This is a genomic window from Vibrio wakamikoensis (assembly GCF_050337275.1).
In the GTDB taxonomy this organism is placed as follows: domain Bacteria; phylum Pseudomonadota; class Gammaproteobacteria; order Enterobacterales; family Vibrionaceae; genus Vibrio; species Vibrio chaetopteri.
In genome coordinates this window covers 100,948-118,936 of the sequence record NZ_JAKJST010000020.1, presented here as the reverse complement: position 1 = coordinate 118,936, position 17,989 = coordinate 100,948, and the positions used below count along the sequence as shown (strand labels likewise).

Here is a 17,989-nt window from a genome sequence, read left to right as displayed (position 1 = left end):
AATGATGAACTTCATTACAACATAAGGTCATGCCCTTGTCACAGTTGCCTATCGAACTCGTGTTGCCACAGCTGACGCAAGCTATTGCAACAACGAACCAAGTTATTCTCAAAGCGGCCACTGGTGCTGGTAAATCGACTCACTTTCCATTGAGACTGCTGCAATCAGGTATGGTTAGCGGCAAGATTATCATGCTGGAGCCTCGGCGTATCGCGGCGCGCAACATTGCGGTCTATATCGCTTCTTTGCTGGGTGAATCGGTGGGTAAACGGGTAGGCTACCGAGTGCGTGGCGAGAGTAAAGTCAGTGCGGAAACAAAGCTAGAGATCGTGACGGAAGGTGTATTAACCCGTATGCTGCAAGACGATCCTGAGTTGACGGACATTGGGATGATCATCTTTGATGAATTCCATGAGCGCAGCTTACATGCTGATACTGCGCTCGCCTTTGCTCTGGAGAGCCAAGAAGCGCTGCGCGATGATCTTTGTATCGTCGTGATGTCAGCGACCTTAGATGCAGGCGATCTCAAGCGCGTACTTCCTGATGCGAAATACATCGAATCTGAGGGACGTTCTTTTCCCGTTGATATCGACTATCAGTCGATGTCGCAAAACGATCGACTGCCGGAGTTTATGGCGAAACAGATTGAACGCTTGCTACTTCGTGAGTCGGGATCTTTACTCGCATTTCTCCCCGGTGTTGGCGCGATTAAGCGAGTGCAAGAGCTACTTGAGCAAGCGCAAATAGAGGCTAGCATTTGTCCATTATACGGACAGCTCGATTTTGCTGCGCAGCAAGCGGCGATTGAGCCGGCAAAGCCCGGAGAGCGTAAAGTCGTACTGGCGACCAACATCGCGGAAACTTCACTGACGATTGAAGGCATTCGCTTGGTGGTCGATTCTGGCCTAGAAAACCAAGCGTGGTTTGATTTAAAAACCGGTATCTCCCGTCTTGAGCAAGGGCGTATCGCTCAGTCTTCGGCGATTCAGCGTGCTGGCCGAGCTGGGCGAATAGAATCAGGGCTGTGCGTTCGCCTGTATAGTGAGACTCAATTTCAATCACAGCCAGAGCAGAGTATCCCGGAAATTTTGCGCAGCGACTTAGCCTCGTTGCAACAAGAGCTGATTCGCTGGGGCTGCACCAATGCCAATGACCTTGCTTGGATTGATGCACCGAAACACGCCCACCTTCAGCAGGCGTGCGACTTGCTGACTAAGCTCAGGCTCATTGATCGTGCAGGCAAAGCCACTCAACTTGGTCAGAGGGCGTATCAGCTTGGCGTTGAGCCTCGCTTAGCGAGCATGCTACTGCAAGCAGAGGCGCTTGGAGAGCAAGCACTTAGCTGCGCGATTGCGTTGTGCGCCTTGATTGAGGAACCTGAGCGTAATGAAGTCGATGTGCGCCAATCGCTGCATCGTTGGCAGCAAGGAATTATCGCGCGTCGTTCGCTTCTTATGCAGCGAGCCAAAGCCATCGCTTCTCGCTTTAAGCTTAACTTCTCGCTTGGTCGCGTTGATGAATCTTTACTTGGCGTTGTCGCAGCATTGGCATTCCCCGATAGAATAGCGCTGGCGCGAAACCACTCAGGACACTATTTGCTCGCAAACGGCCATGGTGCTTCGTTAGATAATCAGCATCGCCTCTCTGACGAGAAGTTGTTGGTGGCGCTGGATTTAATGCGTTCAGGGCAGGGCAGCAGTGCGATTTATAAGGCACTGCCGATTGATATCGATGAGTTAGAAAGCACTCTGCCAGGGCTGATTGAAGCGTTGACTGTTGTTGATTGGGATGACGACAAAGGACGATTTATTGCTAGTGAGCAACGTCGGATTGGCGCAGTGGTGATTGCGAGTCGAGAAATTCCCGTGCCGAATGACGCAGATACAGCTAGCGCGCTACTTGGGTATGTTCGCCGAAAAGGGCTTGGCGCCTTAAATTGGACTGACAGTGCTGAGGCACTGAGCCAACGAGTACAATGTGCTCAGTTGTGGCTCTCTGAGTGCGATTGGCCAGCAATGAGTCAGGAAGCGCTGCTCGACAACCTAGAGCAGTGGTTGCTGCCGTTTATGACGGGCATCAGCAGCGCTAAGCAGCTTAAGAAAGTGGATCTGATGGCCGCCTTAGAGGCGATGCTGGGGTGGGATAAATTAAAGCTACTCGATGAACTTGTGCCCACTCACCTAACAGTGGCATCGGGGAATCGCAAACGGATTCGTTATCAGGCAGGAGAGGCGCCGATGCTATCGGTGAAGCTGCAAGAGATGTTTGGTGAGAAGACGTCGCCAACCATTGCTCGCGGTACTCAGGCGATTGTGCTTGAGCTGCTTTCTCCTGCACAAAGGCCACTGCAAATTACCCGCGATCTCGCGGCGTTTTGGCAGGGAGCCTATATAGAAGTACAAAAAGAGATGAAAGGGCGTTACCCCAAACATCCGTGGCCCGATGATCCAATGAATCATCAGGCGACCAGTAAAACCAAAAGACAACTAAATTCATGATAGTAAGAAATAAACAAGCGGCGCCGGGCAAGAAGCCTGCGCCAAAGAAAACGCCGGCCAAAACAACGACCAAACGCAAAACAGCGCCACGTCGTCCAAAGCGCAAATCGACGCGCGGTAAAAAGGGCAAAGTGGGTTGGGGCAAGCGTCTGTTTTCCATTGGTTGGAAACTGGCGTTAGTCGGCACGGTAGCGATGGGGGCGGTTCTTTATTACTTGAATCAAGTGGTGAAAGAGCGCTTTGAAGGAGAGTTGTTTGAGCTGCCGACGGTCGTTTATGCTCGAGTGCTGAACCTCTCTGTGGGCGATTCAATTACACCTGCGCAGCTTCGTAACGAGTTGGATGTGCTTAGCTATCGCAAGGTGTCAGCGCCACGTCATCCTGGAGAGTACTCGTCTTCATCGACTAAGATCGAACTGATTCGTCGTCCGTTTGAATTCGCGGATGGCCCTGAACCTGATCGCCATGTGATGCTTTATTTCAATGACGGCACACTGTCTCGCATTCAATCGCTAGAGCAAAAGGGCGATCTGGGCTTTTTGCGAATTGAGCCAAAAATGCTGGGCATGCTTGAGAAACAAGCCGATGAACAGCGTTTGTTCTTAAGGCGTGACCAGTTTCCGGAGATCATGATTGATGCACTGATTGCCACCGAAGATAGAGATTTCTATCAGCATGACGGTATTTCTCCAACAGCGATCGCGCGTGCCTTTTTTGCCAATATTCGTGCCGGACGCACGGTGCAGGGGGGCAGTACGCTGACTCAGCAGCTAGCGAAAAACCTATTTTTAACCAGTGAGCGCACCTTATGGCGTAAAGTGCGTGAGGTGTTCATTGCGCTGATTCTGGACTACCGCTACAGCAAAGATCAGATCCTAGAAGCGTATTTAAACGAAGTGTACTTGGGACAAAGTCGAGGTGAAGCGATCCACGGCTTTGGTCTGGCGGCGCGTTTGTACTTTGGTCAGCCGCTGCAAGATTTGCGTATTGATCAACTCGCGTTGTTGGTCGGCATGGTCAAAGGACCGTCTTACTACAACCCAATTCGTCATCCAGAGCGTGCCAAACAGCGCCGTGATTTGGTGTTGAAGCTGATGATGGATCAAGAGATGCTCACTGGGCGTGAGTTTGAAATGGCCGCGTCACGCGATTTGGATCTGCAAAAAAATCCACAGATAGCCAGTCGTCAGCCAGCTTATTTTCAGCAGCTTAAGCGAGAGCTTAGCCGTAAGGTCGGCGATAAGATCAAGGCTTCAAAAGGTGTCAGGATCTATACCTCGCTCGATCCGGTATCGCAGGATAAGCTAGAAAAAGCGATCGCAAAGCGTGTTCCTCAGCTTGAGAGAACCTCGGGCAAAGGACTAGAAGCAGCAGCGGTTGCGGTGGATAGAACGACGGGAGAGATCCGCGCTATGGTGGGCGGTAAGCGCACCGGATACAGCGGCTTCAATCGAGCGCTGAATGCCAGTCGCCCTATTGGCTCTTTGGTGAAACCGGCAGTCTACTTGACTGCTTTAGAGCAGCCAGAGAAGTACGACTTAGCGACCACACTTCAAGACACATCACTGACCTTAAAGGGCAGCAAGGGCAATGTGTGGCAGCCGCGTAACTACGATCGTAAGTTCCGCGGTGATGTGCCTCTGTATCAAGCTCTGGCGAAATCACTCAACGTACCCACAGTGCGCCTTGGCATGTCTTTGGGCATTAAAAACGTTTCAGATACTTTAGTGCGCCTTGGCGTGGATGCTGACGAAATCCGTCCAGTACCATCGATGTTCCTTGGAGCAATATCGTTAACACCTTATCAAGTGGCACAGATGTTCCAAACGCTATCGAACTCGGGGCGTCAAGCTGAGCTGTCAGCGCTGCGCTCTGTAGTTACCGTCGATGGTGATGTGATTTACCGTTCGTTGCCGAAAGCGAGTCAGAAAGTGCCTCAGCAAGCGGCATGGCTGACTACGTTTGCGATGAAAAAAGGTGTAGCAGAGGGGACGGGGCGTTACTTGAACAGTCAATTTGCTTGGGCGGCACTGGCGGGTAAAACCGGCACCAGTAACGATACCCGAGATAGTTGGTTTGTCGGTGTGGATGGGCGTGAGGTCACCACCATTTGGGTCGGACGAGATGACAACAAATCGACGAAACTTACGGGTTCAAGTGGTGCATTACGCGTTTACTCGGATTACCTCGCTGCGCGCATCCCAGAGAAGCTCATTTTACCGTGGCCTAAGAACATCAGCATGATTGGTTTTCAGTCTCAGCAAGGGGGGGCGCTGCAGCTTGATTGCGGTAACCCGTTCGAGTTACCGGTATGGGATGAAGGCGGTGAGCTTAAAGCATCGTGTGACAACCAACCCAAACAGTGGATAAAAAATCTATTTGATTGGTAAATTGGATTAGTGTTAATTATATGGAGAGTCGTTAATATACTGATATATTGACCATAATTATTAAGCGCTTTTAGGGATGAATGTGAAACGCCTAACTCATTGGCTTTTAGCCGTCGCCACCTTCTCTTGCAGTGGAGTGTTGGCCGCACAGAACGTAACACCAAAGGCTGAACATGCCGATGAGCGTCCAACCATTGGGGTGGTGCTTGCCGGCGGCGGTGCGAAAGGCGCCGCACACATTGGTGTCCTAAAAGCGCTAGAAGAGATGCAAATACCGGTGGACATCATCACCGGTACCAGTATGGGGGCGTATGTCGGAGGGCTTTATGCTACAGGCATGAGCGCCGAAGAGATCGAAAGCTTCATCTACACGGTTGATTGGAATAATGGTTACCGCGATCGCGTTAACCGAAGTCAGCGCCGTATCCGCGACAAAGAAGCCGAAGACCGTTATCAAATTCGTACCGATATTGGTCTGCATTTTGGTTCCATCGAAGCACCGAAAGGGGTGGTTCAGGGGCAAAATATGCTGCGTATCTTGCGTAAAACGACAGGCAACCTTCCACAGTTTGAATCCTTTGACGAGCTCGCCATTCCGTATCGCTCGGTCGCGACCGACATCCTTAAACTTGAACCTGTGGTAATGGAAGATGGCTATCTGGTTGATGCCATGATGGCTAGTATGTCCGTGCCGGGTGCCTTACCGCCTTATGAGGTTGACGGTTATCTATTAGTCGATGGTGGTGTGACTAACAACATGCCAGTTGAGCTTGCTAAACAGATGGGTGCTGACATCATCATTGCGGTGGACATCAGCAGTGATTACAAAACTCGTGAGGACTTCAATAGCTTCTTTAGCGTCGGTGAGCAGTTGTCTAACTACTTAGTAAGACGCAGCACTGAAGAGCAGATGCAAGCACTAGAGGATGGTGATATCTACCTTCATCCAGGTGTTGGACAAATCTCGACAACAGATTTTTCCTCCATGCCTCGTGCTTATGAACTTGGCTATCAAGTAGCATATAAAAATGAGCAGCAGCTGCGCGCACTATCCGTTAATGGCTCCAAATACCAGCACTACATTGATGACAAGCAGGCAGCGAGACGTGAATTGGTGTACGGTGACGAGAATGTTGTCGATAAAATCGTTATCAATAATCAGAGCCACTACAGTGATGAGTTAATCACTACTCGTCTTGGGCTAACCGCTGGTGAAGTACTTGAGACCGATGAGATAGAGCGCCGTATCGAGGAGTTGTATGCTCTTGATCGTTTTGAGCTGATTACCTACCAGTACAAAGAGGTCGATGGTGAGACCAATCTGTTGGTCGACGTTAAAGAAAAATCCTGGGGTCCAAACTACATGGACTTTCGCTTTTACCTTGAGGAAGACTTTAACGCCAACAGCTTTTATTCCATCGGGGTAACCACCAACTTTACGGATCTCAATGATCGCGGTGCTGAGTTGCGTGTGAATGCTGACTTTGGTACCGACAAACGTGTCGAAGCTGAGCTCTACTCGCCGTTTATGCTCAACCAAGATTTGTTCTGGTTAGCGGGAGTGAAGTACAGCAGTGATAAACGCAATGTGCTTTGTGAGATCAACCCGTCAGGGGATGATTGTGTGAAACCAGCGCTCAAAGGAAGTGCGGACTTTATTCCAGTGACCTATCGAGAATGGGAAGGCGAATTAGCCGCCGGATACCAGCCTGCGTTATGGCAAGAGTTTAAACTGGGGGCTCGATACACCACAGGAGAGTCGCTTGTGTCGCCTCTGCCATCGGCGGGTAAATTTGACTTTGATCGTAAGGGGTTATTTGTTAATTATCGCCTCGACACCCTCGATGACTTCGTGTTACCGACCAAAGGTTGGTACGTGAATCTGGAGTACTTACACTCTCATGATAGCGGAGAACAAAACCTTAATACCGAAGCGTCGAGCTTTTCGGATTACGCCAAAGAAATCACGGTGCAGACGAAATATGCGCGCACGATTGGGCGCAATACCTTCGTTGGTTCTGTTGATGTGGGGATGATTTCCACCGAGAATGATTCTTTACCTGTTAGCCCCCGAGAGCTTGGCGGATTCTTGAATTTATCCGGTATTCCTCGCAACAGCTTAATTGGTCAGAACAAAGCGTATGGTAGTTTGGTCTACCGTTATCGCTGGTTTGATAATGACTTTGGCATGTTCCAGTCCCCTGTTTATTTAGGGGCGTCTGCAGAATATGGTGGCGTTTGGACGGATGAGAACTTCTCGGACGCACCATTGTTTCTAGCAGGCTCAGTGTTTGCAGGAATAGACTCACCGGTTGGGCCAATAATGCTCTCCTATGGGCAGGTTGAGACGGGACTGCGTTCGTTCTACTTGATTATTGGTTCCTCTTACTAACTGAATGCCTTCTAAAGCCCAGGTTGTTAATCAGGTCTAGCTATCACCGAAAGTAATACTGAACATAAATGCAAAAAATGAAGGGCCAATTTGACGCTAACGCGTTGCGACTTTAGTCGGAAATCGTTGATTTTCACTCAAACTTGCAATGTTGGTCAAAATGGGAAGATTTTAATTTAACGTTAAATTTGGTATCCTTCGCCCCACTGTTTGGCCTCTCTGGCGCTGTTGATTCAATTAGTTGAAGACGACCAATGGCAAGGGAGAGCCAAGTTTCCAAGGATGTCCACTCCGAATTCTAATTATAAGGAGGGACCGCAATGAGAGGAAAGAAGTCGTGCTTGAAGCCTATCGTAAACACGTCGAAGAGCGTGCTGCTGAAGGAGTTGTTCCTAGACCCTTAGACGCTGAACAAGTTGCAGGACTTGTTGAATTACTAAAGAACCCGCCTCAAGGTGAAGAAGAGTTTATCCTCGATCTCCTAGAGAACCGTATCCCACCAGGTGTAGATGAAGCTGCTTACGTTAAAGCCGGCTTTCTGACGGCCATTACCAAAGGTGAAGTGGAATCACCTCTAGTTAGCCGTGAAAAAGCAGCGCAACTACTTGGTACGATGCAAGGCGGTTACAATATTGAATCTCTCGTGTCATTGCTCGATGACGCAGAGCTCGCCCCTATCGCGGTTAAAGCCCTATCACACACACTGCTGATGTTTGATGCTTTCTACGATGTTGAAGAGAAAGCAAAAGCTGGTAATGCTTATGCGAAGCAAGTGATGACCTCGTGGGCTGAAGCAGAGTGGTTCCTATCGAAACCTGAACTTCAAGAGAAGATCACGCTTACCGTATTTAAGGTAACGGGTGAGACAAACACCGATGACCTATCACCAGCACCTGATGCATGGTCACGCCCAGATATTCCTGTCCATGCTTTGGCGATGCTAAAGAACGCTCGCGATGGTATTGAACCGGATCAACAAGGCTCAATTGGTCCAATCAAACAAATCGATGCGTTAAAAGAGAAAGGTCATCAGCTCGTGTACGTGGGAGACGTTGTTGGTACGGGTTCTTCTCGTAAATCAGCAACTAACTCTGTGCTTTGGTTCATGGGTGATGATATCCCGAACGTACCAAACAAACGTGCTGGTGGTTACGTACTTGGCGGCAAGATTGCTCCTATCTTCTTTAATACAATGGAAGATGCGGGCGCGCTACCTATCGAAGTTGACGTAACTAAGCTGAATATGGGTGACGTGATTGACGTTTATCCATACGAAGGCAAAGTCTGCGACCACGCTTCAGGCGAAACACTGGCTGAGTTCGGTCTAAAAACAGATGTACTGATTGATGAAGTCCGTGCAGGAGGTCGTATTCCACTGATCATCGGTCGTGGTCTTACAGACAAAGCGCGTCAATCACTAGGTCTTGCACCTTCTGAGGTATTCCGTCTTCCTGTTGCTGCAGAAGATACTGGAAAAGGTTACACGCTTGCTCAGAAGATGGTAGGTAAAGCATGTGGTGTTGAAGGTATTCGCCCTGGCACTTACTGTGAGCCTAAGATGACAACGGTTGGCTCTCAGGATACAACGGGTCCTATGACGCGTGATGAGCTAAAAGACCTTGCGTGTCTTGGTTTCTCTGCTGACCTTGTCATGCAGTCTTTCTGTCACACATCTGCATATCCAAAACCAGTCGATGTGAACACGCACCATACGTTGCCAGACTTCATTATGAACCGTGCAGGTGTGTCGCTTCGTCCGGGTGACGGTGTTATCCACTCATGGCTAAACCGCATGCTACTACCAGACACAGTAGGTACCGGTGGCGACTCACATACTCGTTTCCCGCTAGGCATTTCTTTCCCAGCTGGGTCGGGTCTGGTTGCGTTTGCCGCTGCAACGGGCGTAATGCCATTGGATATGCCTGAGTCAATCTTGGTGCGCTTCAAAGGTGAGATGCAGCCAGGTATCACGCTACGTGACCTTGTTCATGCCATTCCTTACTACGGAATCAAACAAGGTCTGTTGACGGTTGAGAAAGCGGGCAAGATCAACGAGTTCTCGGGTCGTATCCTAGAGATTGAAGGTGTTGAGCACCTAACGGTTGAGCAAGCGTTTGAGCTGTCGGATGCATCAGCTGAACGTAGTGCAGCTGGTTGTACGGTTAAGCTGTCTCAAGACTCTATTTCTGAGTACCTAAACTCGAACATCACTATGCTTAAGTGGATGATCTCTGAAGGCTATGGCGACCGCCGTACCATCGAGCGTCGTATCACTGGCATGGAAGAGTGGCTAGCAAACCCAGACCTAATGACGGCCGACGGTGACGCTGAATACGCGCACGTGATTGAAATTGACTTGGCTGACGTTACAGAACCAATTCTATGTGCGCCAAACGACCCAGATGATGCTCGTCTACTATCTGACGTTCAAGGCACTGAAATCAATGAGGTATTCATTGGTTCATGTATGACTAACATCGGCCACTTCCGTGCGGCTGGTAAGCTTCTAGATAAGTACAACGGTCAGCTTGATACGCGTCTTTGGGTAGCGCCACCAACGAAAATGGACCGTGACCAGCTTACAGAAGAAGGTTACTACGGTATCTTCGGTCGTGCGGGAGTTCGTATCGAAACTCCGGGGTGTTCGCTATGTATGGGTAACCAAGCTCGCGTAGCGGATGAAGCGACGGTAATGTCGACATCGACACGTAACTTCCCGAACCGTTTAGGTACAGGTGCGAATGTATACCTGGCGTCTGCTGAGCTTTCTTCAGTGGGTGCGATTCTTGGTAAGATCCCAACTAAGGAAGAATACCTAGAATACATGAAGCAGATTGACCCAACAGCAGCGGATACTTACCGTTATCTAAACTTCCATCGCATGGCAGAGTATACGGAAAAAGCCGATACGGTGATTTTCCAAGAGCCAGCGTAATTTAGCTAGCAGTAGGCAGTAAAAAACCACGGTGATGACCGTGGTTTTTTTATGGCTTGAGTAACTGGCTCAGGGTTGGATTTGAGCTTCGCTAGCTGGTTAGAAGGCGCTGAAGTTTATCGCGTAAACTAATGATGTAGTCGCGCTCTGGTCCTTGCTTATGGCAGTGCTCTAGAATGTATTCCACAGAGCTTAGGACAGTGCGCCATCGTGGCGTTTTCGGCAGCGTTTCAAGGCGCAGGTACTTATCTAATGTTCGGGTTTGAAGCGTGCTGCGGTCTAAGTAGACGCGCCACAGCCCACTTTGCTCAGCGAAGGCAAACTTGCTTTGGCCTGTGACACTCTCCCAGTAGGTTAGTGATGTGGTCATGGTTTCGACGAGGATCTCGCGCATAATTTCCGGACGCGATTTTTCTTCACCTTCCGCTTTATCAGCTAAGCGAGTGAACTCACCACCGAGCTCTTTGAGTTCTTTAAGCTTGGCTTTATCACCTTCAATAGCATAAGTAGATAGGGCATCGATGGCCGTTTCGAGGTTCTTCACTCGGCTAGCATCGAGCGACATTCCTTGCTCAAAGATATAAATACTCTTCAGTCCAGAACCTTCAGGAAGCATCATGATGTCGGCATTAATGTGCTGACGAACATCATCGACGAAGGCATCAATTTCACCAAAGTAATGCTCCTGGTTTAGGTGAATGAATTTCGGCGCGATTAACTCTTCAATGCTGGCACGCTTGAGCTGCTCAACAGAGCGCTTAAACAGGCGTCCGGCACTTTGGTTAGCAAACTGAACCTTAAGATCTTCTCGGATACACAAAATGGCTTCAGGAGCATTGTCGAGTTGTTCAATCAAACGTCCTTGGGTTTCAAGTAAGCTAGCTTCGACCATGGCTCGCTGTTTGAGCTCGTATTTCAGGTTTTGGTTTTCCGCGCGGCGCTCTTCGGCTTTGCTTGCCTGCAAGTGAGCTGCAATACGAGCAGCGAGTTCCGGCTTACTAAACGGTTTCGCCAAGTAGTCATTAGCACCCAGCTCAAAGCCGCGTACTCGGTCTTCTGGTTGGTTAAGAGCGGTAAGCATGATGATAGGCAGTGCTGCGTGGTCGTAAGTTTCACGTACCGACTCACACACTTCAAAGCCGCTCATGCCTGGCATCATAATGTCGAGTAGTAGCAGTTCTGGCTTTTCTTTCTCAATCTGATCCAGCGCTTCAATACCGTCTTTGGCCAGGCGTACTTGATAGCCTTCTAGTCGCAGGAAGCTTTCGAGAATGCGCAGGTTCACCGGCTCATCGTCAGCAATGAGCAATACTGGGCCATTAGGGTTTTCAGGTAGTACTTCCTCTTCTTCCAGAGCGAGCTCTGCGGATTCAGAAATTTGAAAATGACTCACAGAGCAAGCTTGTGATTGCGCTTCAATTTCTTGTTGGGTAGCTAGAGGCAGCGTAAAGCTGAACGTTGTGCCGACATGTGGCTGACTGCTTACGTACAGCGAGCCACCCATGAGCTCGATAAGCTGACGGCTAATGGAAAGACCCAGCCCGGCACCTTGGCGGTAATGACCGGAGTCGTGGCCTGCCTGTACTAAAGGCTCAAAAATGTGTTCAAGCTGCTGAGCTGGGATACCTTGGCCGGTGTCGACCACCTGAACGCGAATATGGTCACTCATAGCAGTCGCGGAAAGGACAATTTTACCTTCGTTGGTGTACTTAATCGCGTTACCAAGTAAGTTGTAAAGCACTTGCTCAAGGCGCTGCGGGTCGGCTGAAATCAACGGCAGCGGTTCAAGGACTTGGTTGATAATGCGGATCTTTTTGTCGCCAAGTAAGTGGTTAGAGAGCTCAATCACCAGTTGAGTCGTGCTGGTTAGGCTCAGAGCTTGACGTTCGATATCAAGGCTACCGTAGCGCATTTTGTGGTAATCGAGCAGATCATCAACCAAGCTCGCAAGACGTTGGCCACTGTTGACGATGATATCCAGCTGGTACTTGTGATTGGCGCCAATGGGGCCATTGGCACCAGAAATCATCGCTTCAGCAATACCAATCATGCCATGCAGTGGAGTACGCAGCTCATGCGATGTGGTTGCAAGAAATTCATCTTTGAGCTTATCGGCCAGCTGTAATTCTTCGTTTTGTTTTTTGATGATCGCAAGGCTTTGTTCTAGTTCTTGGTTTTGGCTTTTAATGAGCTCAATCTTGTCCTTAATTGAGCGGCGCATACGTTCAAAACTGAGTGCAAGACGGCCAATTTCATCGGCACGTTCCAAACTAATAATCGAAGGGTCAAGGTCGCCCCCAGAAGCGCGCTCTGCAGCCCAGGTAAGTTTCAATAGCGGTGATGTAATGAAGTTAGAAAGGTAGTGTGATGCGATGACCACGACAACAATCGCAGTCAGCATGGCGACCACAAACAAGGTCTCTAGCTGATTGACGCTGGCAAACGCAATTGCCTCAGGGGTTTCGACAACCAGTGCCCAATGGGTTGTGTTAAGCGCGATAGGCGCAAATGCGGCAAAGTATTTTTCACCTAATGCACTTTGATAGCGGCTGACATCGGTGATGCCAGATAAGGCTTCGGAGATCACGGTGTCACTATTGGCGATAGTTTCTTCGCTTAAGCCAATAATTTTCGCTGAGTGGTCGCTCCCCACTAAAAGTACGTTGATGTCTTGCGGTGTTCCATCGGTAATCAGCTTAGTGATACCGCTAATTGGCAGTCGGAACATCGCATAACTGTGCAAGTAACCTTGTTGGATGATTGGAGCACCCACCCAAGCATACTGCTTACCTTCATATTCAGCAAAGTCTGAGACGATGACAGGTGTGTATTCTTCGTTTTCTTTGCGTTTGAGTTTCACTTCCGATGTAAGGCGCGCAAACGTCTCACCTAAGACACGAGTTGAATAGCTGCCGGTTTCGAGGTTAGTGCCGAAGTAATCGAATTTGTACACCGAGTAAGTCACGTTACCCGCTAAATCGACCAAGATGATGTCATCGAAATCTGAGCGCTTTAAGTGTTCCATAAAAGCGCGGTGGTAACGTTTGTGTAGTAAGCGATAGCGCTCACTACCAACGTAACTACTAGAGTCTGGGAGAATGGTGGTTTTCACTTGGTCGCCGGAGCCAAGAATATAACGCTCCTGAGCATGTTGACGGGCTTGCTCAATATCGTCGCCGAGGCTTTGGAATGCATTGACTAGACCGTAGAAACGGCCGCCACTGGCAAAAGCAAGCTCGGAGCGAACAAAGCCCATGACTTCGGACTCTTGAGCATTAAAATAATCGACGATCTGCTGCTTTTTAGTATCTCGCAGTGAAACAAGGTGAGAGGTGCTTTGGTCGCGAAGATCTTGGCTATGTGCATTAAGAAAGAAAAGCGCAATGATAGTGAGCGGCGTGATGCTGAGCACCAAAAACGCCATCATCAGGGTGTTTTGCAATCGTTTAAATTTCTGTTTGCGACGCAGCTTTAACATGGGGGAAAGATTCTCTCACTCAATCAACTAGACACTCTTAACCTTGCCAATTTATAGACTTATTTTTTATTGGCAAGTAAGTGACAGGTAAAGCGTGTTGGGACACACAAAATTACCGTTAGTTGGTTAGCTTTGTAAGAGATTACCGAGAATTGAGAGAATTATCGCGCTATTCAGTGCCGGTTATTGTGGTTGATAGCGCGATAAAATCTAACAGAGAAGGTTATTTTGCAGCGTGATAAATGGCAAATTTACGGTTTTTGGCCACTGTCTTACAATGACCAAACTGCTGCTCAATAATCGGCGGATATTTGAGGAAACTGTTGGCGACAATCCAAAGCTGACCCTGTTTATTTAAATGTTTAGGGGCATCAGATAATAGGGTTTCTGTCGCTGAGTAGCTGGTATCGAGCCCTGCATGAAAAGGCGGGTTGCTGACGATAAAATCAAAATCGTTGCCGATATCGGAATACACATCAGAGGCAAAAACCTCACCCGATAATCCATTGGCAGCGAGAGTCTGCTTACTTGACTCAATCGCAAACGCGTTGATATCACATAGGTTAAGCTTACTCGTTGGGTTCTTCAGACCCATATAAGCGCCAATGATGCCCGCGCCACAACCAAAGTCGAGTACTTTGCCTGTGAGCTCTGGAAGGTTATTGAGCAGAAGTTGAGTGCCGTGGTCGAACTCACCGTGGCTAAATACCCCAGGTAGGCTCTTTACAGTGATAGCAATGCCATTGAGCTCAACATGGTAAGTCTTGATTTGACTTTGTAAATCAAACGAATCAGGAGCTTGTTGGCAAATGCCCCAATAAAATGAGCAGCGTCTTGCTGAGTCGTACTTATTGATGGGACCGTAGGTGGCAAACATCTTCTCAATGCTTTTTACGCCCGAGCGATTTTCACCCACCACCACGATTTCGGTCTCATTGCCAAGTGCTGCCAGTGACATATGCAGTAGCATTTGCGCTTCTGCTTTCGCCTTTGGCCAGTAAAGTAAGACCATGTCTGCATCAATATCGGCTGGTAGCGATGCGCCAAATAGAGTGTCGATTTTTGATGAAGATTGCAGTGAACGATAGGTAATGTAGTTGCTGGTGAATACCGTTACTTTGTCGCAGTGGCGGCTCAGTTCAATCGGGAAGCTATCTTCTATTTCACCAATAACCAACACACGCTTGCCGGCAAAATACTCTAGTTGTCGTTGTGCAATTTGACTGGGTGCGATGTAGCTTGCCATGGCGATGTTTCTCTCGAAATAAAAAGGGAGGCGATTCTCTCACAAACCCCTCCCTGAAAAAAGACTCTAGCTTCTATCTTGGCCATCAAGGAATTCTTTGAATTCCTCTTCATACATGTTGAACAACACCATAGTAATCGCGAAGATCAGCGGGCCGTAGATTAGGCCGATAAGACCAAACAAGTGAATACCACCAAGTAGCGAGAAGAAGATCATTAGTGTATTCATACCCGCACTACCTTGCATTAGCAGTGGGCGCAGTACGTTATCAATTGAGCCAACCACGGCGATACTCCAAACAGCCAAGAATAGCCCCCAACTAGTGTCACCGGTGATCAGAAGATACGCCGTAGCAGGAATCCAAATCAGCGCCGTACCCACCACTGGAATGAATGAAGCGAAGCCCATCATGGTGCCCCAGAATAGTCCAGGGAATCCTGCCATCCACATACCAAAGCCGCCAGCGGCACCTTGTGCGATTGCGGTTAAAAACGAGCCCATGACTGCAGACTTGGATACTTTTTCAATTTCACTCAGTAGGCGGTCTTCTTGGCTACGAGAAAACGGCAAAATATGACGGATTGCTGCGATGAGTTTGTCGTGATCGCGCAGTAGGAAGAACAATACAAACAACATCAAGAAGAAGTTCATCAAGAAGTTAGTGGCATCGCCAAGAATTTTTGCGCTCATAGCAACTAGGTTAGAGCCAAGAGAGGTGGCAAATTCCGCCGCCTTTTGAGCGATGTCTTGCGGATTAATAGCATCGAAAGGTAGGTATTCGTTGACGAAATCAAGACCAGTGACGACCCAAGGGTGGGCGATAACTTCTTGAATGCCGCCGCCGGTCACCCATTGGTACATGTTCTGGGAGAAGACGGAACCTTGTTGAACAATCGCGCTAAAGACCAACATGAGTGGCATGACAATAATAAAGGTCAGTACGATACAAGAGAGCAAGGCAACAATGTTCTTGTGCTTAGGAAGCTTTTGTTCAATCCATTCATGGATAGGAAACATCAATAGTGACAAGATAAATGCCATGATAATGGAGTTGATGTAAGGCTCCACTAAGAGATAGCAGGCAAACGCGGCAAAGAGTAGGGCAACAATCAGTACCCAATGGCTGGCCGTCACGTTCATTTTGTTGTTCACGAAGTTTCCTTTTTACTGGAAGTGTAGATGCGATATCGTCAATGTTCGACAAACGCTGACAGACATAAGCAGTATTGGTCATATAATGGACGTAAATCTTTGAGTGATCAATTTAAAATCTTGTCAGTTCTGAGGCGGTAGGAGAGTTCGATGGGTTGTTGTAACGGTGACAAAAACTGTGAGCAAGGCAAGAAAAAAACGCGCAAAATATCCTGGTTTTCAATCACGATTGGGCTTTTAGTGCTGCTGGTGATATTCAACTGGCAGGCATAAAAAGATGGCATTAAAAAAGGGCTGATATGCTCAGCCCTTTTCTCAACTTCTTAAGAGGTTAACTCTTGATTATGCCTCTTGAGCAAGCATCGCAAAGCAGCGGTCAGCGGCTTCAAGCGTTGCATCGATTTCTTTCGAGCCGTGAGCCAGTGAAGTAAAGCTTGCTTCAAACGCTGATGGTGCCAGGTAAACACCGTGGTCTAGCATAAGGTGGAAGAAGCGCTTGAATCGTTCTACATCGCATTTCGCGACATCTTCGTAGCAAGTGATGGTTTCTTGGTCGGTGAAGAAGAAACCGAACATACCGCCCACTTGGTTAACTACCAATGGAATGCCGTGTTTGTCTGCCAGAGATTTGAAGCCATTTGCTAGGTGCTTAGTTTTTTGAGCAAGGCGCTTTTCGTTGCCTTCTTCAGAAAGCAGTGTCAGACATGCAAAGCCAGCCGCCATCGCAATTGGGTTACCAGACAAAGTGCCCGCTTGATACACAGGACCGGTTGGTGCGATGTGCTGCATCACCTCTTTACGGCCACCGAACGCGCCAACTGGCATGCCGCCACCAATGATCTTACCAAGCGTCGTTAGGTCTGGTTTGATGTTGTAGTATGCTTGCGCGCCGCCTTGTGCAACACGGAAACCAGTCATGACTTCATCAAAGATAAGCAGTGCGCCTTCGTCATCACAGATCTGACGCAGACCTTCGTGGAAGCCTTCAACGGGTGGAATACAGTTCATGTTGCCCGCAACAGGTTCAACGATGATACAAGCGATTTCACCTTTGTTCGCTTCGAATAGCGCTTTTACAGACGCCAGGTCGTTGAAGCGTGCTGTCAATGTGTATTTAGCAAAGTCAGCAGGGACGCCCGGTGAGCTTGGCTGACCGAGTGTTAGTGCGCCAGAGCCAGCTTTTACTAGTAGGCTGTCAGCGTGACCGTGGTAGCAACCTTCGAATTTGATGATCTTGTCACGACCCGTGTAGCCACGAGCGAGGCGGATAGCACTCATGGTCGCTTCCGTACCTGAGCTCACCATGCGTAGCTGTTCCATGGAAGGTACCAGTTTGCGAACCAGCTCCGCCATGTTGATTTCCATTTCGGTTGGCGCACCAAAGCTAAGGCCACGCTGAGCTGCATCGATCACTGCATCACGGATCACTGCGTGGTTGTGACCAAGGATCATTGGACCCCATGAACCTACGTAGTCGATGTAGGCTTTACCATCAGCATCAAACATCAATGGACCATCGGCACGTTCAACGAAAATAGGTGAACCACCTACGCCGTTAAAGGCACGAACCGGAGAGTTAACACCACCAGGGATGGTCTGTTGCGCTTTTTCATACAGCTCTGCTGATTTGGTCATGGAAAGTTCCTCTTTGCTTGTTCGGACCAAGTGTGCTGCATTGTACATCTACAAATCGAATCGAGAAGTGTTTTGAGCACATTTTCTCATATTGATACGAGTTTTAGGTACATCTCTATTAATTTGGTTTTGTCTAATACTTGAACGAAGCACTCAGGTATTAGATAATCACCGACAATAACTTTACAAAATACAATGATGCTCGGCTAAGTATTGAGCGCTGTTAATTCATCGCCGCTTGTTTTGAACACTAGGGTTTGCAA

Annotated in this window: 8 protein-coding genes; 4 read left to right on the top strand and 4 right to left on the bottom strand. The window is 48.7% G+C overall.

Going from position 1 to position 17,989, the window contains the following annotated elements; genetic code table 11:
• Positions 1-29: 29 nt before the first annotated feature.
• The 4 genes from hrpB to acnB all read left to right on the top strand — a co-directional run bounded on the left by hrpB (position 30) and on the right by acnB (position 10,215).
• Entirely contained in the window at positions 30-2,498 is a 2,469-nt protein-coding gene (gene hrpB / locus L4C42_RS11850; RefSeq protein ID WP_418641750.1) for an ATP-dependent helicase HrpB, read from the top strand.
• Positions 2,495-4,888, top strand: a complete 2,394-nt coding sequence (gene mrcB / locus L4C42_RS11845) for a penicillin-binding protein 1B (protein WP_353497832.1) — start codon at positions 2,495-2,497, stop codon at positions 4,886-4,888. The genes hrpB and mrcB overlap by 4 nt, the downstream gene beginning before the upstream one ends.
• A gap of 76 nt (positions 4,889-4,964) precedes the next feature.
• Entirely contained in the window at positions 4,965-7,280 is a 2,316-nt protein-coding gene (locus L4C42_RS11840; RefSeq protein ID WP_353497833.1) for a patatin-like phospholipase family protein, read from the top strand.
• Between the two features lie 337 nt (positions 7,281-7,617).
• Positions 7,618-10,215 (top strand): bifunctional aconitate hydratase 2/2-methylisocitrate dehydratase, encoded by a 2,598-nt coding sequence (gene acnB / locus L4C42_RS11835; protein WP_353497834.1) that lies wholly within the window; start codon positions 7,618-7,620, stop codon positions 10,213-10,215.
• A 91-nt stretch (positions 10,216-10,306) separates the two neighbouring features.
• Here acnB and L4C42_RS11830 read toward each other — a convergent pair whose 3' ends face one another.
• The 4 genes from L4C42_RS11830 to hemL all read right to left on the bottom strand — a co-directional run bounded on the left by L4C42_RS11830 (position 10,307) and on the right by hemL (position 17,726).
• Complete coding sequence (locus L4C42_RS11830; RefSeq protein ID WP_429760620.1) at positions 10,307-13,693, bottom strand: response regulator; 3,387 nt, start codon at positions 13,691-13,693, stop codon at positions 10,307-10,309.
• 223 nt (positions 13,694-13,916) lie between these two features.
• Complete coding sequence (gene rsmC, locus L4C42_RS11825; protein WP_353497836.1) at positions 13,917-14,939, bottom strand: 16S rRNA (guanine(1207)-N(2))-methyltransferase RsmC; 1,023 nt, start codon at positions 14,937-14,939, stop codon at positions 13,917-13,919.
• Positions 14,940-15,005: 66 nt separating this feature from the next.
• Entirely contained in the window at positions 15,006-16,079 is a 1,074-nt protein-coding gene (locus L4C42_RS11820) for an AI-2E family transporter (RefSeq protein WP_429760655.1), read from the bottom strand.
• 354 nt (positions 16,080-16,433) lie between these two features.
• Entirely contained in the window at positions 16,434-17,726 is a 1,293-nt protein-coding gene (hemL, locus tag L4C42_RS11815; RefSeq protein WP_353497838.1) for a glutamate-1-semialdehyde 2,1-aminomutase, read from the bottom strand.
• Positions 17,727-17,989: the final 263 nt, after the last annotated feature.

Coding starts and splice junctions, on each gene's coding strand:
- mrcB (WP_353497832.1), top strand. CDS start 2,495: ATGATAGTAAGAAATAAACAAGCGGCGCCGGGCAAGAAGCCTGCGCCA.
- L4C42_RS11840 (WP_353497833.1), top strand. CDS start 4,965: ATGAATGTGAAACGCCTAACTCATTGGCTTTTAGCCGTCGCCACCTTC.
- hrpB (WP_418641750.1), top strand. CDS start 30: ATGCCCTTGTCACAGTTGCCTATCGAACTCGTGTTGCCACAGCTGACG.
- rsmC (WP_353497836.1), bottom strand. CDS start 14,939: ATGGCAAGCTACATCGCACCCAGTCAAATTGCACAACGACAACTAGAG.
- hemL (WP_353497838.1), bottom strand. CDS start 17,726: ATGACCAAATCAGCAGAGCTGTATGAAAAAGCGCAACAGACCATCCCT.
- L4C42_RS11830 (WP_429760620.1), bottom strand. CDS start 13,693: ATGTTAAAGCTGCGTCGCAAACAGAAATTTAAACGATTGCAAAACACC.
- L4C42_RS11820 (WP_429760655.1), bottom strand. CDS start 16,079: ATGAACGTGACGGCCAGCCATTGGGTACTGATTGTTGCCCTACTCTTT.